Source organism: Spirosoma areae, from assembly GCF_054781775.1.
On record NZ_BAAGTT010000054.1, the window covers coordinates 39,357 to 61,738 of the forward strand.

The 22,382-nt window shown below is 50.7% G+C and carries 20 protein-coding genes; 10 read left to right on the top strand and 10 right to left on the bottom strand.

What is annotated here, in order from left to right; translation table 11 throughout:
* Positions 1-116: 116 nt before the first annotated feature.
* Positions 117-1,028, top strand: a complete 912-nt coding sequence (locus ACYVI1_RS30535; protein ID WP_460915381.1) for a TIGR01777 family oxidoreductase — start codon at positions 117-119, stop codon at positions 1,026-1,028.
* 123 nt (positions 1,029-1,151) lie between these two features.
* On the opposite strand, the gene ACYVI1_RS30540 is transcribed toward ACYVI1_RS30535, so the two are convergent.
* The gene (locus ACYVI1_RS30540; RefSeq protein WP_460915382.1) at positions 1,152-1,337 is read right to left on the bottom strand and encodes a hypothetical protein; all 186 of its coding nucleotides are present in this window, start codon (positions 1,335-1,337) and stop codon (positions 1,152-1,154) included.
* Positions 1,338-1,425: 88 nt separating this feature from the next.
* Between ACYVI1_RS30540 and ACYVI1_RS30545 the strand changes: the two genes are divergently transcribed.
* The 3 genes from ACYVI1_RS30545 to ACYVI1_RS30555 all read left to right on the top strand — a co-directional run bounded on the left by ACYVI1_RS30545 (position 1,426) and on the right by ACYVI1_RS30555 (position 3,220).
* Entirely contained in the window at positions 1,426-1,800 is a 375-nt protein-coding gene (locus tag ACYVI1_RS30545) for a 4'-phosphopantetheinyl transferase family protein (protein WP_460915383.1), read from the top strand.
* A 251-nt stretch (positions 1,801-2,051) separates the two neighbouring features.
* Positions 2,052-2,228: a hypothetical protein gene (locus tag ACYVI1_RS30550; protein ID WP_460915384.1), complete on the top strand. Its 177-nt coding sequence runs from the start codon at positions 2,052-2,054 to the stop codon at positions 2,226-2,228.
* Between the two features lie 113 nt (positions 2,229-2,341).
* Positions 2,342-3,220, top strand: a complete 879-nt coding sequence (locus ACYVI1_RS30555; protein ID WP_460915385.1) for an alpha-1,2-fucosyltransferase — start codon at positions 2,342-2,344, stop codon at positions 3,218-3,220.
* Here ACYVI1_RS30555 and ACYVI1_RS30560 read toward each other — a convergent pair.
* On the bottom strand, positions 3,159-3,608 hold the full coding sequence (locus ACYVI1_RS30560; protein ID WP_460915386.1) for a GTP-binding protein: 450 nt from the start codon (positions 3,606-3,608) through the stop codon (positions 3,159-3,161). The genes ACYVI1_RS30555 and ACYVI1_RS30560 overlap by 62 nt on opposite strands.
* On the opposite strand from ACYVI1_RS30560, the gene ACYVI1_RS30565 reads away from it, so the two are divergent.
* A complete protein-coding gene (locus ACYVI1_RS30565; protein ID WP_460915387.1) occupies positions 3,589-3,945 on the top strand; it encodes a hypothetical protein in 357 nt (118 codons plus the stop codon). The genes ACYVI1_RS30560 and ACYVI1_RS30565 overlap by 20 nt on opposite strands.
* 164 nt (positions 3,946-4,109) lie before the next feature.
* Here the strand turns inward: ACYVI1_RS30565 and ACYVI1_RS30570 are convergent, their stop codons facing one another.
* Positions 4,110-5,546, bottom strand: a complete 1,437-nt coding sequence (locus ACYVI1_RS30570) for a mandelate racemase/muconate lactonizing enzyme family protein (RefSeq protein WP_460915388.1) — start codon at positions 5,544-5,546, stop codon at positions 4,110-4,112.
* Between the two features lie 196 nt (positions 5,547-5,742).
* On the opposite strand from ACYVI1_RS30570, the gene ACYVI1_RS30575 reads away from it, so the two are divergent.
* Positions 5,743-6,675: an RraA family protein gene (locus ACYVI1_RS30575; RefSeq protein WP_460915389.1), complete on the top strand. Its 933-nt coding sequence runs from the start codon at positions 5,743-5,745 to the stop codon at positions 6,673-6,675.
* A 75-nt stretch (positions 6,676-6,750) separates the two neighbouring features.
* Positions 6,751-7,683 (top strand): RraA family protein, encoded by a 933-nt coding sequence (locus ACYVI1_RS30580; protein ID WP_460915391.1) that lies wholly within the window; start codon positions 6,751-6,753, stop codon positions 7,681-7,683.
* Positions 7,684-7,691: 8 nt separating this feature from the next.
* Here the strand turns inward: ACYVI1_RS30580 and ACYVI1_RS30585 are convergent, their stop codons facing one another.
* From ACYVI1_RS30585 to treF, 4 genes are all read right to left on the bottom strand, one after another.
* Positions 7,692-9,347 carry a glycerol-3-phosphate dehydrogenase/oxidase gene (locus ACYVI1_RS30585; protein ID WP_460915393.1) on the bottom strand — a complete coding sequence of 552 codons (1,656 nt, stop codon included), beginning with the start codon at positions 9,345-9,347 and terminating at the stop codon, positions 7,692-7,694.
* Positions 9,348-9,469: 122 nt separating this feature from the next.
* The gene (locus ACYVI1_RS30590; RefSeq protein WP_460915394.1) at positions 9,470-10,084 is read right to left on the bottom strand and encodes a hypothetical protein; all 615 of its coding nucleotides are present in this window, start codon (positions 10,082-10,084) and stop codon (positions 9,470-9,472) included.
* A 98-nt stretch (positions 10,085-10,182) separates the two neighbouring features.
* Complete coding sequence (locus ACYVI1_RS30595) at positions 10,183-10,938, bottom strand: outer membrane beta-barrel protein (RefSeq protein ID WP_460915395.1); 756 nt, start codon at positions 10,936-10,938, stop codon at positions 10,183-10,185.
* Positions 10,939-11,046: 108 nt separating this feature from the next.
* Positions 11,047-12,591: an alpha,alpha-trehalase TreF gene (gene treF, locus ACYVI1_RS30600; RefSeq protein ID WP_460915396.1), complete on the bottom strand. Its 1,545-nt coding sequence runs from the start codon at positions 12,589-12,591 to the stop codon at positions 11,047-11,049.
* A 198-nt stretch (positions 12,592-12,789) separates the two neighbouring features.
* Here treF and ACYVI1_RS30605 point away from each other — a divergent pair, with 198 nt between their 5' ends.
* Positions 12,790-14,055, top strand: coding sequence for an MFS transporter (locus tag ACYVI1_RS30605; protein ID WP_460915398.1), 1,266 nt, complete (start codon positions 12,790-12,792; stop codon positions 14,053-14,055).
* A gap of 177 nt (positions 14,056-14,232) precedes the next feature.
* Here the strand turns inward: ACYVI1_RS30605 and ACYVI1_RS30610 are convergent, their stop codons facing one another.
* The gene (locus ACYVI1_RS30610; RefSeq protein WP_460915399.1) at positions 14,233-18,474 is read right to left on the bottom strand and encodes a discoidin domain-containing protein; all 4,242 of its coding nucleotides are present in this window, start codon (positions 18,472-18,474) and stop codon (positions 14,233-14,235) included.
* A 415-nt stretch (positions 18,475-18,889) separates the two neighbouring features.
* On the opposite strand from ACYVI1_RS30610, the gene ACYVI1_RS30615 reads away from it, so the two are divergent.
* Positions 18,890-20,017 (top strand): sensor histidine kinase, encoded by a 1,128-nt coding sequence (locus tag ACYVI1_RS30615; RefSeq protein ID WP_460915400.1) that lies wholly within the window; start codon positions 18,890-18,892, stop codon positions 20,015-20,017.
* Complete coding sequence (locus ACYVI1_RS30620; protein ID WP_460915401.1) at positions 19,956-20,711, top strand: LytR/AlgR family response regulator transcription factor; 756 nt, start codon at positions 19,956-19,958, stop codon at positions 20,709-20,711. The genes ACYVI1_RS30615 and ACYVI1_RS30620 overlap by 62 nt, the downstream gene beginning before the upstream one ends.
* Positions 20,712-20,725: 14 nt before the next feature.
* Here the strand turns inward: ACYVI1_RS30620 and ACYVI1_RS30625 are convergent, their stop codons facing one another.
* Entirely contained in the window at positions 20,726-21,547 is an 822-nt protein-coding gene (locus ACYVI1_RS30625; protein ID WP_460915402.1) for an ATP-binding cassette domain-containing protein, read from the bottom strand.
* A 44-nt stretch (positions 21,548-21,591) separates the two neighbouring features.
* On the bottom strand, positions 21,592-22,380 hold the full coding sequence (locus ACYVI1_RS30630; RefSeq protein WP_460915404.1) for an ABC transporter permease: 789 nt from the start codon (positions 22,378-22,380) through the stop codon (positions 21,592-21,594).
* Between the last annotated feature and the right edge of the window lie 2 nt (positions 22,381-22,382).

The window sequence follows — 22,382 nt, forward strand, 5'->3', positions numbered from 1 at the left end:
ATTGACCGTTGTTTGTGCTGTGGGTAGCGCCCTTGAACGTATTCTCTGACTAAGCGAGAAAACCCAAATCCTTCACGAGCAGTTAATCAGGATACTTACTTCACGAAGCATCATTTATGACCCAAACTGTTTTAATCACAGGGGGCACCGGCTTCATCGGTCGTCGCCTAACGCAACTGCTTCGGCAACAAGGCTTTCAGGTTTCTTTACTAAGCCGCAGCAGTAAATCCATCCCAAACGTAGCCGTTTATCAGTGGGACATAAAAAAGGGGCATATTGATCCGCAAGCTATTGCCTCCGCCGACCATATTATTCACCTCGCTGGCGAAGGCATTGCCGACGAACGCTGGACCGACAAACGTAAAGACGAAATTCTGACCAGCCGTACCCAGTCGACCGGGTTACTGGCACAGGCGTTGGCCCAAAACCCACACCACGTAAAATCATTTATTGGGGCATCGGCGACGGGCTTCTACGGGGGCGATACCGGCGACCGACCGCTGACTGAAACGGCTCAGGGCGGCTCGGATTTCCTGGCGCAGGTTGTGCGGGCCTGGGAACGGTCAGAAGACCAGTTAGCAGCCCTCGGTATTCGTACTGTAAAAATGCGAATTGGCGTCGTGCTGATGGCCGATGGTGGCGCGTTGCCAAAGTTAGCCCAGCCCGTTCGGTTGGGGGCCGGAGCGCCCATCGGGTCGGGGCAGCAATACATTTCCTGGATTCACCTCGACGACCTCTGCCGGCTGTTCATTACGGCCCTGACCGATGAATCCTGGCAGGGGGTTTACAATGCCGTTGCACCCACGCCCGTGACCAACGAAACCCTGACGCGGGCCATTGCCCAGGCACTGCACCGACCTATGCTGCTACCCAACATTCCGGCTTTTGCCGTAAAGCTTTTGTATGGCGAAATGGCCATCGTTGTTACCGGTGGCAACTACGTACTCAACAAACGCATTGCCGACGAAACGAGCTTTACCTATGCGTTTAGTGATTTGACGAATGCGCTGGAGGATTTGTTGAAGTGATGCGGGTGGAAGGAGTATAGACAGCCTCTAAGCAACGTATAAAATAGTTGAAATGATAAAGAGGAGCACTGGCCGGCCAGTGCTCCTCTTTTTACATCTACAAAATACCTTTCGAATACTACTCTACACGCCCCGGTAGGCTGTCCCTATGGCGAGTAAAACGAAGCCTGTAAGCAGCATCCAGTAGCTATAGGCCGATAATTGATCGACGTGAACAAAATGCAGCAGGATACCTAACCCACCAAGCAGGAGCGCAATTAGCCAAAGGGTTGCGCTGGGCGCACTGGGTGCGAATGATCGTTTTGCCATAATAGCTGTTTAGTGAATGATTGGACCAGAGGGTTATCCGATAAGAACTGATAACTCCGTTGGCTTGTCAAGATACACTAATTTTTCAGTGAGCAAGAAAAGCTGGCTATTTTTCAAGACTGTTTCAGATAGGTCAGTTGCCACAACCGCCACTTCTCTGATTGTTAATGAGTTTCACGACAACCGGTTCGTTCACATTGGGGGTGTTCCCGATTGGCAGGTTAACGTGTCGCATACCGGTGCCTGGATTCTGCTGGCAATCAGGCAGTTCAGTGTGGATGTAGTTGCTGAGCGAATAAACCCTGATTTTGCCTTTCGGGACCTTATGATGCACAGTTTCAGCCAAAAAGAGCGTGCTGATGCACAGCAACTTTTTTACCGGCTATGGACCCGGAAAGAAGCTTTGGTGAAAGCCGTTGCTGAGGGTTATCCGTCCACCGTGGCCTGCCTGCCACGCTCATAAATTCCTGAATTTTATACACTTAACAGTGACTTTTCCCCTAAACCGAGTCATAGAATAGTTTTCTCCTGGAAAGCGACTTGTGTACAAACAACGTAAAAATAAACATCAGATAGTAACTTCGTTAACGGCTAATTACTTCCCTGTATGCAGCGATTGGTTCTAAAATTTCTGTACGCAGGCGCTGCGCTGAAATACTCCAGAATCAGATCTGGTTCATCGCCAGGGATTATCTGACAAAGCAAAAGTATAAGGTGATCGCCTTCCACGGCGAGTTCGATCAGGAACTGCGCTACGCCTACTGGCATCACCATCGAATGGGACAAGCCACCGATTTTGGCGGAACCAATATTATTCTTTCCCATCCCGGCGGGGCTGGGACATCATGTCAACGAAAACGCCACATTCTCCCCAGCGTTGTCGGGGGCTAAAATCCTGCACGCAAAACACACTGAAGACGTATTTGACTATCTAACTGAATGTTAGTGATTTTAGGTAGTGAGTTGTTGATAACCAATTTATTATTTCTTCGATTTTCGTTCTTATGAGTATAATTATTGCCCGGATTACGAGCGGATTAGGCAACCAATTGTTTCAATATGCCCTGGCCCGGAGTCTCGCCCTGCGGAACAACACGTCGCTGTATATCGACATGAGTTACTACAACTATGAATTCGAGACGGATACACCGAGAAAATTCAAACTGAATCGGTTCAACACCGACTATGGCGTGTTGAATACCTCACCTTATCTGTACGTATGGAAAGCCACCCGACTCTTACCGAACCGGACGCTGAAGCCTTTTTTTCAGTTTGTAAAAGAAAAGCAGTTTCACTTTGAACCACAAGTACTTGATGCCAATGCCGCATTTATCACATTAGCGGGCTTTTGGCAGTCAGAAAACTACTTTAGCAACCGTGCCGACGTTATCCGGGAAGAATTAGCGTTTAAACGGGAAACCGGACCGACTTTTGCGGTTTATAAAGAGAAAATTGAGCGCGTCCAAACGCCAGTATCTGTTCACATACGGCGGGGAGATTATATCAGCCATCCCGAATTCAGCCAATCGTTTGGCTTCCTTGGTCTCGACTATTACCATACAGCTATTCCGCTATTGATGGAGCGATTATCGGGGGTTAAACTGTTCATCTTCAGCGACGACCCAGATTGGGTAAAGCAGAACCTGGCTCTAAACGTACCGCATGAGTTCGTCGCCAATACCGGACCCGACGCCGATCTGGACGATCTGCAACTGATGAGTTTGTGCCGCCACCACATAATCGCCAACAGTTCATTTAGCTGGTGGGGGGCCTGGCTTAATCCAGCTAAAAACAAAGTAGTGATTGCACCCAAACGGTGGTTTAAAAACAAACCAGACTGGAACACGAAAGACCTGTTACCCCATACATGGCTACGGGTTTGAGTAGTAAGTGGGTAAGTGGTAAGTAAGTAGCTGTCAGGCGTAGCGTTTGGCAAACGGCATGGAAGCCCGGCGGCTTCGGCCCGCAGAGTGCCCCGGCCTGGTTAAAATTCAGCGCATCGTCGGGCCGGGAAGCCAGCCAGAACAAACCCTTGCTGCGAATGATACCCGCCGGAAAGTTTTCGCTCAGGTAGTGCCAGAACCGCACCGGGTGGAAAGGTCTGCGGTCGCGGAACACGAACGAAGAGATATCATATTCTTCCGTTTCGGGAACGGCTACGCTGACGTTGACGAGCCAGACGAAGCCCCTACAAACGGTAACGGCCACCGTCGAGAATCTGAATACTACTGCCGATTTTAGCCGGACCACATTGACCCTGCGAGCCAACACGACCTATACCGGCGCGGTAGTATTGCTGGATAAAACCAAAATACCGATACTCGCCGTGTCGGCGGAGGTCAAAAGTGAAGCCAATGAGCACCTATTTCTCTACACGTTCACTCCCGCCACCGGTTCGCCCGCATCGCTGACCGTATCGGCCACTGACAAAGACATTGACCCCGCGCCAGGACCGTATCCCATCGGGTTAGCTACCCAGGTTAAAACCGGAGCCGCCGGAACGGGCAAACTGAAGGTAGTGCTAAAATACCAACCCAACGCCAAAAACGGCACGACTTCGCCCGGCACCACGGATCTGGATACCGACTTTACCGTGACGATCCAGTAAATAGAGAAGAAAGGAGCCTGCTGCATCAGTCGGCCTGAGAACCGTATGCGCTCCTGGTAAGATGGGCAGGTCATAGAGGGCTGAAGTTGATCAAATAGAAAACAGCCAACAGTATCCTGCAAAAGAATACTGTTGGCTGTTTTCTATTTACTATTCACGGCAGATCAACTCCACTCCCGATCCGCCGAATCTTTAGTGTTCCAGGTATCGGTGGGTGCAAACCAGGTTGTACCTTTCCGAAGGAATTTTTTGGCAACTTCCTCGTTCAGTTCAACGCCTAAACCGGGTTTATCGGGCACTTTCACGAAGCCTTTTTCGGTGATGGGCTTCATGCCCGTAATCAGGTCTTCCCAACCGGCAACATCCACGCCGTGGTGTTCGAGGGCCACAAAATTCTCAGTAGCAGCCGCACAGTGAACGTTCGCCATCATACAAATGGGCGAACCGGCAAAGTGCATGGCCATGGGAATGCCTTTTTCTTCGGCATAATCGCCAATTTTCTTTGTTTCCAGCAACCCACCCGACGAGGCTAAATCGGGGTGGATCATGTCGATGGCTTTGGCGTCGATAAGTTTAATAAATTCTTCTTTAAGAAAAATGTCCTCACCCGTTAATGTTGGCGTGTCGATGGCGTCGGTAATCTGCTTCCACTGGTCGGTATAAAACCAGGGCACGAGGTCTTCGAGCCAGGCCAGCCGGAAGGGTTCCATCGCTTTCCCGATCTGAATGGCCGTGTTTACGTCGAAGTGGCCAAAGTGGTCGGCGGCTAAGGGCGTATCGTAGCCGACAATGTCGCGCACTTTACCAACGTGTTCCACTAATTTGTCGAGGCCCTTCTTCGTTACCTGAATGCGGGTGAAGGGGTGCTTTGTATTGGCGTAGTTGCCGAGCTTACCCGATTCGCGGTCATTCCATTGCTGCTTTACACTCCAGTTGTTGGCGTTTACCAGCATATCGGGCTGGCCAGCCAGCATACCGATGCCAAAATCCATTTTCAGAAACGTATAACCCTGATCCTTGCGCTTCTTCATATTCTGGGCAAATCCTTCGTAGGTATCCGCTTCGGGCGTATCGGCATAGAGCCGGATAAAGTCGCGGTATTTACCACCCAGTAATTGGTAAGCGGGTACATTGTAGGCTTTACCGGCCAAATCCCACAAGGCCATCTCAACCCCACAAACGCCCCCAGCCGCCCGGCTGTGGTTACCAAACTGCTTAATCTGCTTGAATATCTGCTCGACATTACACGGATTTTTGCCCAGTATCCGGCTCTTGAGCATCAGCGCGTAATTGGCACTTGCCCCATCGCGCACCTCGCCCCAGCCGACAAGCCCCTGGTTGGTGTCGATGCGAATGATCGGGCTGCTAAACGGAACGCCCTGTAGAACAGCCACGCGCATGTCGGTGATTTTCAGTTCCGACGGTTTGGAGTCGCGGGAGACCTTCTGGGTAATGAACTCCATTTCCTGCTCGTGTTTGCCATCGAAAAGCATTCCGAGCGACAGGCCGCCTAAGCCCGCGTTGCGGATAAACTCCCGGCGGTTGGGTGCGTCGGCGGAGGTAGGGGCGGGCGATGCGAAGCGCGATAAAAAGTTTTTCATAAGTAAGGGTTTCCTGGTTTTTGGCTAACTATTCTATAAAATAAGTCAATGGCAGTATTTTACTTATTCAGTTGTCTTTTTGGTGTAGACCTAAAAGGTTTCTGAAACCTTTCAGGTCTTTCCTAACCCTGGTTTTCCTAATTTTTCAACCCCCTCTGAGCGTAGTTTCACTGACCCTTTTCTACCAATTAAAGCCATGATAAAGAAGTTTTTACTACTATTAACCATTACTCTTTCAGGGAGTTTTTTGGCCCAGGCCCAACGGGTCGGCTCATCGGCTGAATTTGTTACTGCCTTAACGGCCAAATGGAAGGGCGAACGCACACCCGACGGTCGTCCGAAGGTGCCCGATTTAGTGTTGGACCGCCTGCAGAACTGCACCCTGGAGCAAATATGGGGCTATCTGAATAACAAAGGCTATCGCAACCAGGTCGAAAAAAACTGGATAATTCTTAACCCTGGCCAGACCATGACGGGCCGGGTCGTAACGGCGCAGTTTATGCCTACCCGCCCCGACCTCGACAGTTTGGTCAGATCGCAGGGCAAAGCCGAAGGCCGTTCCCAAAAGGGGGGTATCAACATCTGGCCGATTGACATCCTGACGAAAGGCGACGTGTATGTGGCCGATGGCTACGGCAAGATTAAAGATGGTACACTGATTGGCTCAAGCCTGGGCAATGCTATTTATGGAAAAACGGGCAAGGGCGTTATTTTTTACGGGTCGGTGCGGGACATGCAGGAGTTGAAGGACACAAAAGGGTTTAATGCCTGGGTAAAAGGCCATGATCCGTCATACATCAAAGACATGACACCCACCTCCATCAACGCACCCATTCGCATTGGTGAAGTTACGGTGATCCCCGGCGACGTCGTGTTTGCCAATGAGTACGGAACCGTGTTCATTCCGGCCCACCTGGTCGAAGGCTTGGTGTCGGCGTCGGAGATGACGGCCCTGCGCGACGAATTTGAACGGGTGCTTCTCCAGCAGAGTAAATACCCGTCCGGCGAGATACACGGCGACTGGTCGGCCAAAATCAAAGACGAATTCAGAGCCTGGGTAGCAAAATACCCTAAGAAATTAGCGATAACCGATAAGGATTTGGAAGCCTATCTGGCGAAAGAGCATTAAAATAATTTCCCTCACCGCCCCGGCGGTGAGGGAAAGCTATGAACCAAAATCCTAATTCTGATTAATTTCCCACAAATGAAATCCAGCCTTGTTTTCTTCGTTGCTCTCCTTGTTATTTTTAGCGTTTCGGGCTCCTTATACGCCCAGACGATTCCGAAAGATGAACTGGTTTTTTTAACCGCCGACTGGAAGGGCGAACGCTTTGCCGATGGCCGACCCAAAATTCCAGATGCTTTAGTGGAACGGGCTAAACATATTGGTCTTGACGATGCCTGGACGGTTCTAAAAAATGAAGGCTACACCAACCAGTTTGAAGGCAACTGGAAATTGATACAGAACGATGTGCCGGTGACAGGGCGGGCCGTTACGGCTCTGTTTATGCCCAGCCGCCCCGACGTTGAAAAGCGAATTAAAGACCGGGGAATTACTACACAAGGCCGAAAGGGAAATACCAATACCTGGCCAATTGAAGTGCTGACGAGAGGTGACGTGTATGTAGCCGACGCGTTTGGCAAAATTGGCGGAGGAACCCTCATGGGCGCTACGCTGGGCAATGCCATTTATAGTAAAACAGGTAACGGAGTCGTATTTAACGGAGCAGCCAGAGATTTGCAGGAGCTACAGAACATCAAAGGATTCAACGCCTTTGTGCGCGATTTCCATCCGTCGTTCATTGAGGAGATGGTGCTCATGGGCTTAAATTCCCCCATTCGCATCGGCCATGTGATGGTCCTGCCGGGCGATTTGGTGATTGCCCAGCGCGAAGGGGTTCTGTTTGTTCCGGCTCACATGGCCGAACGGGTTATCACTACCTGTGAGTTCGTTACCCGCAAGGATCAGTATGGTTTTGAGATGGTTAAATCGGGGCGCTACACCACCGGTCAGATCGACAGCCAGTGGACCGACGAGATCAAAGCTGATTTCCTGAAGTGGCTTGGTCAGCATCCTGAGTTAGGCAGTATGTCCCGGCCTGAATTAGACAAAGTGATGAGCAAACGAACCTGGTAGTTTGATTATTACGTCGTTGCCAGTTCCGGCTGTTCGGGTGTTAGCCCGGCCTGTTTCATGAACGCACGCAGCAGATTCTGATAAGCCTGTACCTGCTTCGTCCGGTGCGTTTCGCTCCACCCCAGTTCAGCCGCCATCAGGTCGGCAACGGGCGGAGCAAGTTGGGATGTGAATTGCCAGTCGGCCAGTTCGAGCCGCCACCGGCGAGCCAGCACGTCGCGGAGGGTAACGGCCATTTCTTCCCGCACCTGATGAACGACTTCGGCCTGAATAAAGGGCTGACTATCCGTTAGTTTCCTGGCCAGTTCCGGCTGTTGCTGCGTTAGTTGCGCCACACGATCAGCACGGGTGCCGTAGGTACGCATCAGGTGCTGACAAACATCTGCCGGAAGGTTATACCGGCTTTGCAACAACTGCCAGTCCTCGAAGCGATAGTGTTCGCCCCCAACTAAATAGTGATTCTCGGTGCTGCCGCTCACGGACTTCTTCAGCAGTTCCCCGGCCCGGTCGATGGCGTCCTGCGCCATCAACCGATAGGTTGTCCATTTCCCGCCAAGCAGGCTTAGCAAGCCCGATGCGGGGTCATGTTCAACTTCGTGGTCGCGGAGCAGCGTTTTCGTGTCGGCCCGGCTGCTGACAATCAGCGGACGAATACCACCAAAACCAGCCTGCACATCCGCCCTAACCGGAGGTTTAGCCAGATAAGGCCGAACCGTTTCGAGCAGATAATCGACTTCGGCAGGTTCGAGCACGGGTTCCTGATTCAGGTTTGAGTAATCATTATCCGTCGTACCAACAAATACCTTATCGCCAAAGGGAATCGCAAAGACGACCCGTCCATCCGTTGTTTTGGGAATCAGAATGGCGTGATCGCTATTCAATGTTTCGCGGGGCAACACAATATGAACACCTTTGCTGGGCCGGATGCGCGGCTCCAGAGCCGGGTTTGCCAGCAAACGAATACTGTCAGCATACGGTCCGGTGCAGTTTAGGAACACCGTTGCCCGAACCTCAATTGTTTCGCCTGTGAGCTGATCTTCGATAAGGGCGGCTATGATGTGTTCGTTTTTGCGGACAAAGTCAGTCACGGCGGCATAATTAACTACGGCGGCTCCGGCTTCGTCGGCAGAGTGGGTGAGTGCCAACGCATAGCGGGCATCATTCAGTTGCCCGTCGTAATACAGCACCGCACTGTGCATTTGGCGCGTCAGCATCGGACTTCGGTCCAGAGCCTGTGCCTGGTTGAGCCATCGCCCTTTCGGGAATTGGTCGTGCCCGGCAATAAAGTCATAGAGGGTTAGGCCGATGGTCATGTACATACCCTCGAACCAACTGAAAACGGGCGTAAGAATGGCTAATGGATGAGCTAAATGCGGGGCATTTCGGATAACGGTCCGGCGCTCGGCCAACCCGTGCCGCACCTGCCGGAGTTGGGCCAGGTCGAGTTTTTTAATGGCCTGCTCCAGATAACGAACGCCCCCATGAATTAGCTTGGTGGAACGGGAAGACGTCTCGCCCGAAAAATCGCCCCGGTCGATCAGGGCAACACGGTAACCCCGCAGGGTTGCGTCTAAGGCAGCACCGGCACCACTGGCACCAGCCCCAATTATGCAAATATCAACCGTTTCCTGCCGTAGCCGCTCCCAGTTTTTTTTCCGATTCATAGGGCAAAGATAAGGGAAAATAGTGTAGGGACCGGAGGAGAGGGAGGAAGGAAGGAAGAGGAAAAAAAGGGTGTAATGTGCGTAGTGCATCCATGCCCTTTCTTCCCTCTCCTCCGTTCTTTCTACCCCGAAAAGCTCCGGCTGCGACCCCCAAAGAAACCGCTGCGGCCACCCGATGGCCGGGTAGTACGGGTAACGCGGGAGGCACGAACGTTTTCGCGAACCTGGTTCGACCGATTGTAGACACTGGAGTTTGCATAAACGCCAGCCCCATACCGACGTTCATCGGCGCGGTACTGCGGAGCCGTTGAGCGACCCAGCATGTAGCCTAAACCGCCCCACAGCAGCACATTGGCCAGGCCGTTATGATGCTGATAGCCGTTAGGATTGTTCAGGTAGGTACGCGTCGACTCGTCGGTTTCAACGAGCCGTTTGGCAGCCTCGACACTCAGGGTATCCCGGTGTCCGTCGAAGTAGTTGACGATAGCGCCAGCCTGACCGGGTTGGGCCTGTACTTCATCGGTGATTTTGAAATTGCCGGGCGCCGTTTCGGTGATATAGGTCCGAACACCCTGCTTAAAGCTGGTTTCGGTTTGCTCAGTTTGATCTTCATCGGAGTTACTGTTGCTGCAACTCTGAAGCACAGCGGTTCCGTTGAGTAGCGCGAGACTTAATGTAGCACTGAACGTAATGTCTTTGACGCGCCGAAGAACGGCCTGTCGACGAAGAGGTGTCATAGCCTGATATAGTGGTAATTATCCACTAAACTACGGCTTATGGCTGAGGGTTACAATTGAATACGGATGAACCGTCGGCAGAGCTTGCCTAACGGTCGTTAGAACGGACGATACCGATTACCGAATAACACGGCTACGCCCGCCGATACGCTGACAACATCGACAACCCGGTTGCTGCTATATTTTGAACTCTCGGAACGATTATCTGCGCTGACCGCCGTTGAGGTGAGGTTATTGAAGGTGAAATCGGCGCGGCTGTAGTCGCTGTTCAGATGTAGGGAGATGCTTCTGCCCAGCCGGTAACGGAGCGACAAACCGCCCCCCAGGGCCAGGGCCGTACTCTGCGAACCGGTTGTTTTCACCGACATTTCCGTTCGGCCGAAATTGCCACTCATGGCTGTATTCGGCAAAACGGCTAAGGCTCGCCCGGCCAGCAACCGTGCATCGACCGAGAAGCGACCACCAACTGGAATTGAGATATAAGGGCCAGCCATAACGGTCATAATTGACCAATTATCGGCTTTTGCCGTCCAGACATCGGTATCGTTTCGATACAGCGAGTTGAGCATGGCGTTCGTATTAACCGAATTTCGGTGCTGTTCGCCACGAACCATCAGCCCAACAGGACCCGCAATCCGGTAGCCCACCGATACATTGACCGCAAGCCCTTGCCCAGCCATGCAGGCCTGATCATCGACAGGCGAGCAACTGCCGAATCTGCCAACGGGCAAACTCGCTCCCGCCGATACAGCAAAGAATCCTTTTTTATCCTGATGCGATAGAATAAACGTCTTCTGGCAAAAGGCAGCGGTGGTTATACCGGCCGCCAGCACGGTAATGAAGAGCTTTTTCATGGCTAATTGCTTGTTGGGTAACTCGTTACGAGGATACCAAACAAATACAGTGCCACAAATTGGCGAATGAGTGAAAGAGCGAAAGCGTGAAAGCCATCCGGCAGATTTTCACGCTTTCACTCTTTCACTCATTGCTAAATACACGCCGTTTGTCCAGCCGAAGCCATCCTGGTTTGGGTACTCGCCCCCGCCGGTGGTCAGGGCCGCATCGACAACATTGTATTTTTCCATCATTTTACCCGTTGCCCGAAAAACTTTGTCGTTCAGGGCCAGCCATCGGTCGCGGCCTTCATTGGCGGTTTCGGTGAATTCATAATTTAAAAGCCCCTGATAAACAATCCACTGCAAAGGTGCCCAGCCGTTGGGCCAGTCCCATTGTTGCCCGGTTTGGTTGAGCGTCGTTACCCAGCCACCTGCCTGTAGGAAATCTGCTTTGAGCCGGTCATGAACACGGGCGGCCTGTTCGGGCGTTGCCAGTCTGAAAAATAAGGGGAACGCTCCGGCCAGGGTCAGGGCATCGGTTTGGCGACCGGCAACTGCATCATAATCATGAAAAAAGCCGGTTTCTTCGTTCCAGAACGTCTGTTGAATAGCTTTTAGCCGGTCTTTAATCAGCCAGTCATAGTCATCATAAGCCATCTTATACTCACCACCATACAGCGCTGCGTCATGGAGCGTCGTTTCGAGCCGGTAGAGCAGGCAGTTTAAATCCACCGGCACAATATCAGCGGTATGAATAGACGTCATTGTTTGCTGATCCGTAAACCAGCGACTGCTGAAATCCCAACCCGATTCGCAGGCCGCGCGGATGTGGTTGTATAACTCTTCGGGCACGATGCCGAGCGGTTCAGTCTCTTCAGTGAGTTCGATTTCCTGCCGATACGCTTCGGGGCGGGGCGTAGGCGTGTTATCCCAATACCGGTTCAAAATCTGGTTGTTCGCTCCTTTCACCACACGTTTAATAACCGGCTGTGCGTCCGTCAATGTATGCCAGCCATCCATCCAGAAATCATATTCCCGTCGGAGTTGCGGCCCGTATTTCACCAATATTTCTTTCCCGGAAATTTCGGCCAGCAGACTCACCATCAGCGCGAAATAGGGTGGCTGCGAGCGGCTCAAAAAATACGTCCGGTTGCCGTTCGGAATGAAGCCAAACTGGTCGATGAGGTAGGCGAAGTTGTCGAGCATATCACGGATTAAATCGACTTTCTCCGATTCTTTCAGACCGAGCATGGTAAAGTAGCTGTCCCAGTAAAAAATCTCGCGAAACCGTCCGCCGGGCACGATATAGGAGTGCGGCAACGGAACCCGTGAGCTTCCGTCTACCGGCGCATCTGCCTGGCGGGTAAGTCGATCCCACAGGCGATCGATGTGTTCGGCCGTGCTGATGGTCATATCGCTCACATAATCGCTGTGCGCCGGGCTACCGTCCGCTTCATCCGGCAAGGTGAACTGTTCCTGCACAAATGCGCTCAGGCTGAATCCGGGTTTATGTTTTTCCGTTTCGTAGAGTGCGACGATAGCCGCAGGCGTTTGTTTCGGCACGCAGTCTACGAAGGTTTTAGAGTCTGTGAAAACGTGGCCGAGCTGCACATCATGAAACAGGCTGCCGAAGATCTGATCGGGCGATTGCGGGAGGGATGAAGTTGCCAAAATAGAACGAAGCTGGTTTAGGTAGTGTAACGAATAACGGGATGGTTTGGCCCTGACTGCACAGGGCGAAGTGGCAAAAATGCGAAATGCCCGTCAGAATAGTGCGAAAAAATAATGGCGGGAAAACCGTATGTTTATCGCCCTAAACGTTAGACGTTGTTTGGGACCCAAAGAGCGTCTTCTAACCAACCTATCGGAATGAGCCACTGGCGTATTAAACTCTCGCTGATTCTTAACTATTTCGTGTTCGCCATTCTGCTCAACAGCGTCGGAACGGTGATTTTGCAGGTTCAAAACAATTACGGCGTCTCGGAGTCGTCGGCCAGTGTACTCGAAGCCTTCAAAGATTTGACCATTGCGGTGGTGTCGTTTCTGATAGCTTCCTACATCACGCGCATCGGCTACAAACGGTCCATGCTGGCTGCGCTGGCCCTCGTTACGGCGGCTTGCCTGCTGATGCCGCAGGTTCCGGCTTTCTGGACGACCAAACTGCTCTTTGCGGCTACCGGAGCTGGTTTCGCCCTCATTAAGGTGTCCGTTTTTGCCACCATTGGGTTAGTCACGAAGGACTCGAACGAGCACGCCAGTTTCATGAATTTTTTAGAGTCGTTTTTCATGATTGGCGTATTGTCGGGCTATTTTCTGTTCAGTGCTTTCGTGGATGACACCAACCCGCAGTCGACCGCCTGGCTAACGGTTTATTACATGCTGGCGGCTATTGCTGTACTTGCCTTTGTGCTACTGCTGACGACGCCCATCGACGAGTCGAGTGTGAAGCACGAAGCGTCAAAAAGCCTTGTCGAGGACCTGGGCGATATGCTTCGGCTGGCCATTACGCCCGTTGTGCTGGTGTTCATCGTGACGGCTTTCGTGTATGTATTGATGGAGCAGGGCATTATGAGCTGGTTGCCGACCTTCAACAGCAAAATTCTGAAACTGCCGACTTCGCTCAGCATTCAGATGGCCAGTATTCTGGCGGCTTCCACCGCAGCCGGGCGGTTTGGGGCGGGCGTGTTGCTGGGCAAAATATCCTGGTACTGGCTGCTGATGATTTGTTTGGTCGTGTCGGCGGGGTTGGTATTAATCGCCTTACCGTTAGCCAGTTCGCTGGACAATCGACCCGTTACGGGCTGGGGCGATGCGCCCATCGCTGCGTTCATTTTCCCGCTTATTGGTCTGTTCATCGCGCCCATTTATCCGGCCATCAACTCCGCTATTCTAAGCAGTTTACCCCTCCGTCAGCACGGGCCAATGGCGGGCCTGATTGTGATTTTCTCGGCCCTCGGCGGCACAACAGGATCGATTATTACGGGCAACGTGTTTGAAGCCTACGGTGGCCAAACGGCGTTTTATTTCTCGCTGATTCCCATTGGTTTACTATTGGTATTCATCACGATTTTCAGCCGAATGCAGAAGAAAACGGGGCAGGAGGTAAAGCCGATGGCGGGGGTTGGCGGGCACTGAGTTTTGATGTATGATATAATATGTATGATGTATTTTGGCGGTTCCACCAGGCAAGTAGTTCCAGTGGAAGCTATTGAAAGGGTCTCAGGCTCGTAGGCGACTTATGGGAAAGTCATCTACGAGCCTGAGACCCTTTAAACGTTATCCTGATTTGTTAAAAACGAATCGCGGAAATAATTATGGATGAGTAAATCTCTTCAGAGTAGGCCATTTACCGGAGGTTGTAATCGTTACAATCCAGTCATCGGCTAACTTAACTGTCAGGGTAGATTTATCGCTCTCGTTAGCGAATGGGTTGACGGCCATTACGAAAGCTTCATCCTTACCATTCGGAATTACCTTCACCTTTTTTAGGACAATATGTTGCTTGTTAGCAGCCCGATGTAAAATGGCGGTTTCACCTTCTTCATTTAGGAAGGAAGTGGTGCTCCCAGTCAAATTAAACGGTGCATCCTGAGCATATCCTCCGTCTAAAATAGTGTTTACCTTGGAGAGTTTATACTCGGCCAGATTGACGTGTTCGTTATAATACTGTGGCTCCCGAGGGTAGCAATGGTCTCGCATCGTAGTGGATATAGGAGTCGGACTGTGATTAGACGTTTCCCAATAATCGCTCATATCACCCCACGGACAGGCAAGTTCGGGATTGTTGGTTGAACTGGCCTGATCGTGAAAAGGACTGTAGCCATCTGTTACCAAGTAGGCCAGATACGTTTCCATTTCCACAGCAGCAGCCGATTTATAGCGACGGGCATAATGCGATACCCAGCCTTTACCCGGAATCTCACGTTTCAGAGTATAGCCGATGTCATAATCAGCTCCTGGCCAAGCATAAGAAATAATTCTCTTGCTGTTCCCAACTACTTTACGCATAATTCGGCTATCGTGAATCATCGAATACGAGCGGTAGAGTTCATACTGATTATTCGGTTCAAATGTCTCCCGGCCATAGTCGTCCAACAACCATACATTATATAGATTTCGTAAACTAGCCGGTGTACCATTCTCACGAATAAAACCACGATAAGCCTCCGTGACTGCAGTATCAGGATTGCTATACTGCCTTACATACTTCCTATGAAGCGGATTAGGTTGCCCATTTCCTGGATCTGGGAACCCCTTATTATTTACTATATTCCGGTAATAATCCGTGACCAATCGACCCGGATTTTTATTAATCAGTGCTTCATGATACGTGTAGAATTTTCGTAGAGTAGCATCATTATCACCATCCCAGTTAAGGCTAACAACCGACCAATCGCGTGCTTGTGTCTCAAAGTCAGTAAAATACAGAGCTGGTATTCCTTGCTGGGCAGCAGCTTGGATATAACCATCCGATAATCCTCTGAATGTTGTCCGATCTATTGCGGTTGAACCACCATCCCATGGCTCACCATTGATAACCTGCATCTTATTCAGGTTAGTTTCCGAAGTATTTTTCCCAAAGTGTGTAGCACCCAATGCTTTCAGTTGGCTGTCTTGGTGCACTTCATTATACTTCACTTTGACAGTTATCTTGCCTTTCAAAGTATCATGTGCAGGAACCATAGCTACACTATTGTCAATATAGTTCTCTGAGGGAACGAACGATGTAGGAGTTTCAATAGCATCGGGTTCATTCATAGAACCGGGGAGAATAAATTCCATGCGGAAGGCTTCAATATCGATTTTTCTCCAACTATCGGGACCCTGCCACCGCGTCATTTCTACAATATACCGACCACCTCGATTCCCGAGTTTATAGCCATTTGCGCTTAATAAACCCCCGGAACCATCAGGTACATGTGCTCGATTAATATTATAATGCCGGGGGCGATTATCTGTATAATTCGTTGCCTTTTCCCGAATCCACCAATCGCCAGTAGCGTCCTGATATAGCTCTGGATCGAATACACCAGGTACGGCACGGCCTACATAAAAACGGGGAGTGGAAGTATTACACGTTGTATTTATAGCCACTGTAGCCGTTTTTATACAGCCGGATTTGGAAGCGGTTACAGTGTAGGAATAATTACCTGTAGTATTGGGCACTGTTGCATTAACTGTCTGACTGTTCGAAGTAAACCCGTTAGGGCCAGTCCAGGCATAGGCTACTCCGCTACAGTCAGTACCGGAACAGGTTGCACTCAGCGACACCGTACTGCTACAGGCAGGATTGGTATTACTTACAACGGCTGTGGGCGTGAAGTTGCACGGCTTTGTATCGAGCCCCGCAAAGTTTTGGGTGGCATATGTCTGACCACTCCACAGGGTGGTCGGATTGCCATCAAAGGCTTTCGCATAGGAGTAGTTCTGCGGTTGATTAAGGTGAGCTGATGCTGAACCAAACGGCACACCCATAAGCTTTACACCATTCTTCCGGAATTCCAGTTCCATCAAATCACCATAGCTGAAGTTTTCGGCGGAGGCTAAAAAGCGTATGTAACGCCAGTTGGCGGGCGGACTCAGAGAGTATTCTGTCCAGGTGTCTTGAGCAGGCAGAGAGGTGGGGCTGATGGTGTACAGCGTAGTCCAGGTCGTGCTATCAGGAGAACTTTGAAAGCTTCCTCCCAAATAGCGAGACATACAACAGTCGAAATTGGACCGAGTCAGAATGCAAGCCTTAAATACGTCTGCAGTTGACTTGGTATCCAGCCCTGCATAGTTTTGGGTGCCGTTTACCCGGGTGGCCCAAATCGTGGTCGAATCGCTATCAAAGGCACTCGAATAGTGGTATTTTGATTCGTTAATATGCACCCCCGTAGAGCCAAAAGGAACACCGGTCAGTTTCTGACCATCTCGCCAGAATTGCAATTCCACCAGGTCGCCATACGCGTTAGCTGAGGATACGTATCGTAAGTATCGCCATACGGTAGGGGTATTTAGTGGATAGTCTACCCAGGCATTCTGCTGTGGCGGAGCGGTGATTGTACCCAATAAAGTCCAGTTCGTTTGGTCATCAGACCCTTCAAAGGTTCCCCCCATATACCGGGATAAACAACAGTCGAAATTGGGCCGAGTCCGAATGCGAGCCGTAGTACTCGCCACCGTCACAGTCACGTCCTGCTGGGTGGTGCAACTACCTGAGGTTAGTGTCACCCGATACTGATAGGTGCCCGCCTGAGTCGGCGTTACCTGGGTGCTGGCACCGCTGGCAATGATATTGTTCCCCGGCAGGGATCGCCACTCATAACTCGCCCCCGAACCACCCCCGCCACTGCTGATCTGAATGTCATCCAGCACAAAGGCATGCTGCCAACTGGTGGCGTTGGGGACTTGTATCGAGAAAGGCACGCTGCCCGTTGTGGTAGCTGTCCAACTCCCGCTCAGTTGCACCCACCCACCCGTACAGCTTGGATTTGAAGCACCAATGCTTTGGCTGGCCATCTCATAATCAATATCGTTGACCTTAACCTTCAACTTCAAGGTCTGCTGGGTAGCCCCACTGGCCGGATTGCCCTGAAAGACAGGCTTGGCCCACACACTAAAGGTGTAGGTTGTGCCATTTGTAACACTCCGTTCCTTTATCCAGACGCTTCCCGCGTCTTCTCCCCGGAACCGCAGCATCTTGCCCCCGCTGTTGCCGGTGTGATCCGTCAATGAGCAGTAGGCACTGTTATCCCCCTCCTGAGCATTACTGACCACGCTGATCTGGTCCGTATAACTAGATTGGAAGTCGGTGTTGGGTGCCTGCCCATCGAAGTTGGTGCTGTACAAGGTCGAGCCACCCCCGCCACTACACCCTGTGCAGGCGGCTGACAAAGTCACCGAACCGCCCACGCTCACAATAGTTGAGCTGGCCTGGGCTGACAAACTGATACCAGCGCAGGGGTCAGACAGGCGAGCGGCCCCGTCGGATTGAGCCTGGACAGTGATTTGCAGGCGTGCTTTTTCCTCATACAAACTCTGGCTATTCGCCTGACCATGACTTCGCAGCAGCCGGAACGATAGCCCTTCGGTAGGCGCGGTGAAGTGGCCCCGCAGGTGATACGTGGCCTGTGTTTTGGCCGGGTAGGTTAACTCCTCCGTCACGTACTCAGCAAAATCGCCACCGGTGGCTTGAAACCCAGCAGGCGTAAGCAGTTTTAGGGTATAGGCATTCGAGCCGGGCAGAAAAAACATCAGGTTGGGTGAGAGACCCATTAACTGAGCCGTTATAGTCAACTCAATCTCTTCACCGACGGCAACCTGCCGTTTATCGGCTTGCAGCGTAAAACGGATCGGGTCGTTGGAGGCAGGAGTCTGTTTGCTCCTCGTCCGACGCACTTTACTTTTTGGTGCGGTCTCCTTAGGTCGTTCAGGAGCCGACTTGAGGCCCGGCCGTACAGTGGGGTTATCGGGCCGTAGCCGGGCCTGACTGACGTAATTGATTAACAGCACCAGCGCGAGTATAGGCAACAGCCAATACCTCAACCGGTTTGGGAGTAGTGCATTCTTCATAACTTTTTGGTTTACTTGGTTTGTAACGTATACTGAGCACCACAAGCAGGATGGGAATTGAGCAAAGCCTGGTGGCAAAAGCATCGCGTATAGCAAGGCTATGGCTTAGTCCCTTTCAGGCTAATGATTGCGGCAAGAAAAGGGAGATTCTGCGGAGGACAAACTTTTAGCGACCGATACTTAATTGGCAACGGCATATACTTATCCATCTGCGACGAATTCAATTCGTCGCAGATTTAGCTGAATTCATCGAAAATTTAATGAAGAGTATGCTTTCATATGACAAAGCACTTCTTAGCTTTGACTTGTGCTTTCTGCGTTCTGGTGCCTTATATGCCAGCCCGTTAACTGCTTAGTTAAGCATCTTATGTACAGGTATATTTCAAGTAGGCTAATTCAATTCCGCTGGTCAAAGTTGTTTCTACATCTGCTGGCCTGGTCGATAGCATGGGTACTGGCGAGTTGGATATCGTGGAACTATTTAAATAACAGTGGTAAGCACCAGGCTGAATCAAATCAGGTCATTTGTGTATGGTTAGGATTGAAAGATGTCTTGATTCAAATTACCTGTTACTACTGGATCACACGTCTAATTATTCCGGCAGCTATTAACCGTCGTTGGTTTACCATGACGCTTCATTTATTTCTCGTCTATATAGTCACAGCCCTTGGACGACACTACATGGCACTAGAAATTGGTCATTATTTTGCTGGTTATAACGGGCGTCTTGATGGTCATGTAGTACGAACCAGCGAATATAATTTCTTAGAAATTACTACTAATTTGAATCATTTCTTTGATACCTGGATCTATGTTTATAGTGTCATTCTGGCTCCTGTATGTATAAAAGTGATAAAGGAGATTTATCTGGCCAAAAGCCGTTCCCTGCAGTTAGAACTGAACTTATTACGAGCGCAAATCAACCCACATTTTGTGTTCAATACGTTAAACAATATTTATTCGATTATCGAGGAAAAAGATAGATACGCTGCTGATGTATTATTGAAATTCAGCCACATTCTGCGCTATACATTTTATGAAACCGAAAAGGATTATATCCACCTGCACCGAGAGGTCGAGTCCTTGATGGCCTATATCGAACTGGAAAAAATTCGCCATGATCAGACTGTAGATCTGCAACTGACGGTTGCTGTTGACGAAGCCGAACAGACCTTTCCTATTGCTCCCCTATTACTGGTTTCTTTAGTCGAGAATGCGTTTAAACATGGGGTCAATTCAACCATTGGCTCGTCGTGGGTCCACATTACACTCAGGGCAAGCCAGTCCGTCGTACAGTTTGACGTAATCAACAGTAAACCATCGTCTAATCCGGTAGTTTTTGCAAAGACGCTTGTCGCCACTCATCAGGTTGGCTTGAGTAATATCAAACGACGCTTAGAATTACTTTATCCGAAAAATCATGACTTACTAATCACGGAGTTGCCCGATACATACTCAGTACAATTAACCCTTACTCACCATGGAAAAACCGATAACCTGTTTACTGGTCGACGACGAGCCATTAGCCCGGAACCTGCTTGAACGCTTCATCTCCCGCGTGTCGTTCCTTAAATTAGGTGGTATCTGTACCAATGCAGTCGATGCCATGGAGAGATTATATGACGTTAAGCCGGACTTGCTTTTTCTAGATGTACAGATGCCAGAGGTAACGGGCTTTAGCCTGCTGGATATGTTAACCACCAATCGGCCACAGGTCGTCTTAACAACAGCTTATCCCCACTATGCCATCAGTGGGTTTGACTATGCGGTAACCGATTATCTCCTTAAACCTATCCGGTTTGAACGGTTTTTAACGGCTGTTAATAAAGTGCAGGCCCAAGTTGATCATTCCCGAACCCAACCGCCTGAGTTAGCCGCAGTACCAATCAATATGGCCCTAAATCACAACTCAGTTTCTGAGCTTGTAGACCCGTACATCTGGATTAATATAAACAAAACGAAGGTTCACTTAAATACGCAGGAAGTACTCTTTGTTGAGAGCCTGAAAGATTATGTCGACTTCCATATGCCTGCTCAAACAATAACTGTTCGCACGGCCCTGCATAAAATTGAGCGACTCCTGCCTACCCAGCAGTTCATCCGCATAAATCGTTCCTACCTCGTCCGGCGGGATGCTATTCTGGCCGTGCACGGACATATGGTCGAGCTTATCAATAAAAAACAATTACCCATTGGCATTAGCTATCGGGAGAGCATTCGGGAGAAATTAAAGTAGCCCTTTTGCCCAGTCTACAACGTATGAAACAAACTCCGGATTTCTTTCACTAAGGCTCGAAATTCGGGCTTGTCGATGAGGCCCGGCTGACTGTAGAGACCCATGTCGATCAAATCGTAACTATGCTTGATGCGGGCGCCGGGAATGCACTGATTGTTTGTGCCGTAGTCGCGGCCCATTAGCCAGAGCGTATCGGCAACGGCGGCTGTGGCTTCAATATCGTGCGAAATGACGATGACCGTATTGATTTCGTTCAGGTGAGCAATCTCGCAAATCAGCCTCGACACCTCATCGACCATGTTGACATCTAAGCCACTGAAGGGTTCATCGAGTAACAAAAAATGTTCGGACGAGAGCAGTTGCTGGGCAATGGCGATGCGTTGTTTCTGCCCACCCGACAGTTGAATGGGATACAGGTGCTGTTTGTCGGTGAGGTTGAAGCGGTCGAGCAGATAGGCCATGCGTTCTTTCGCTTCGGCATCTGTTTTATATAACTTCCGGGCGGCTACCATCAGGTTGCCCGCCACGGTCCGGTGCCCAAAGAGCGGGTAATTCTGCTGCACAACGCCCACCATGCCCACACCCACCGGTTGCAGTGGAGTTCCCAATAGCACCTGCCCCGTGGTGGGGGTGATCAAACCCGCCAGTATCTCGAAAAATTTGGTTTTACCAACCCCCGACGGCCCCAGAAACCCGACGATCTGGCCGGTGGTCTTTCCAGGCTGGGTAACATCCCTGATTTCGACGTTCAGGTCTTTCAGAATAGGATTGCCGCCCAGTGTCAGGCTGATGTTTTCGGCTTTAAGAATGATGCCGGACCGTTGAAACGTAGTCATTATTGAGTTAATTGGAAGGCAAAAGAACAACCAGCGGCAGCTATTTACCGTTGGTCCAGCGACAAACGGGCGTAGGGACAAAACAGGTTACGCATAAACCCAATGAGTTGGTCTAAGCCAATGCCAACCAGTAAGATAACGAGTTGGATAGCAAACACGGCATCTAAATGGAAATGCTTGTTCTGGTTGAGGAGCAGCGTACCGATGCCGCCCTCGGAGCGGGAAATGCCTTCGACCAGCGTCAGCATCATCCAGGAGATGGCGAAATTTTGTCGGATCACTTCAAACACGACATCTAACCGGCCCAGAATCACCACCTCCCAAACCACCTGCCATTCGGGCATTCGCAGGGTGCGGGCATGGGTAAGTTCATTGCGGGTTACAGACTGCACGACGGCGACCATGTTGGTGACGAAGAAAACTGTAATCCCGAATACCAGCAGATACACTTTTAGCCCGTGGCCTGAATGGGTCATCAGCGTGAACACGAACGACAGCCCCACCAGCGTCAGAAACCGGAATTTAGAAACCAGAAAGGCAAAAGGCCGAAAAAAAGGAATGACGGTAGCGTAAGCAATCGTTAGTGAAATCACAATGGCGATCAGCATCGACTCGATACTCAGGGCCATGCTTGTCCAGAGTTCATCCAGCAACCCCTCCGACGAAACTAACCGGCCCAGGGCCGACAGAATCTCGATGGGCGTAGGCAACAGGGGCGAGTTCGACAAAAACCACAACAGCATGGCCACCAGTACCTGCACTCCTACCATGAGCAGAAACGTGGGCCGGTGAACCCGGCCGTTGGGCTTTATCAGTTCAGCATATTTGTTCATTG

Coding starts and splice junctions, on each gene's coding strand:
- ACYVI1_RS30535 (WP_460915381.1), top strand. CDS start 117: ATGACCCAAACTGTTTTAATCACAGGGGGCACCGGCTTCATCGGTCGT.
- ACYVI1_RS30540 (WP_460915382.1), bottom strand. CDS start 1,337: ATGGCAAAACGATCATTCGCACCCAGTGCGCCCAGCGCAACCCTTTGG.
- ACYVI1_RS30555 (WP_460915385.1), top strand. CDS start 2,342: ATGAGTATAATTATTGCCCGGATTACGAGCGGATTAGGCAACCAATTG.
- ACYVI1_RS30570 (WP_460915388.1), bottom strand. CDS start 5,546: ATGAAAAACTTTTTATCGCGCTTCGCATCGCCCGCCCCTACCTCCGCC.
- ACYVI1_RS30575 (WP_460915389.1), top strand. CDS start 5,743: ATGATAAAGAAGTTTTTACTACTATTAACCATTACTCTTTCAGGGAGT.
- ACYVI1_RS30580 (WP_460915391.1), top strand. CDS start 6,751: ATGAAATCCAGCCTTGTTTTCTTCGTTGCTCTCCTTGTTATTTTTAGC.
- ACYVI1_RS30585 (WP_460915393.1), bottom strand. CDS start 9,347: ATGAATCGGAAAAAAAACTGGGAGCGGCTACGGCAGGAAACGGTTGAT.
- ACYVI1_RS30590 (WP_460915394.1), bottom strand. CDS start 10,084: ATGACACCTCTTCGTCGACAGGCCGTTCTTCGGCGCGTCAAAGACATT.
- ACYVI1_RS30595 (WP_460915395.1), bottom strand. CDS start 10,938: ATGAAAAAGCTCTTCATTACCGTGCTGGCGGCCGGTATAACCACCGCT.
- ACYVI1_RS30605 (WP_460915398.1), top strand. CDS start 12,790: ATGAGCCACTGGCGTATTAAACTCTCGCTGATTCTTAACTATTTCGTG.
- ACYVI1_RS30610 (WP_460915399.1), bottom strand. CDS start 18,474: ATGAAGAATGCACTACTCCCAAACCGGTTGAGGTATTGGCTGTTGCCT.
- ACYVI1_RS30620 (WP_460915401.1), top strand. CDS start 19,956: ATGGAAAAACCGATAACCTGTTTACTGGTCGACGACGAGCCATTAGCC.
- ACYVI1_RS30625 (WP_460915402.1), bottom strand. CDS start 21,547: ATGACTACGTTTCAACGGTCCGGCATCATTCTTAAAGCCGAAAACATC.
- ACYVI1_RS30630 (WP_460915404.1), bottom strand. CDS start 22,380: ATGAACAAATATGCTGAACTGATAAAGCCCAACGGCCGGGTTCACCGG.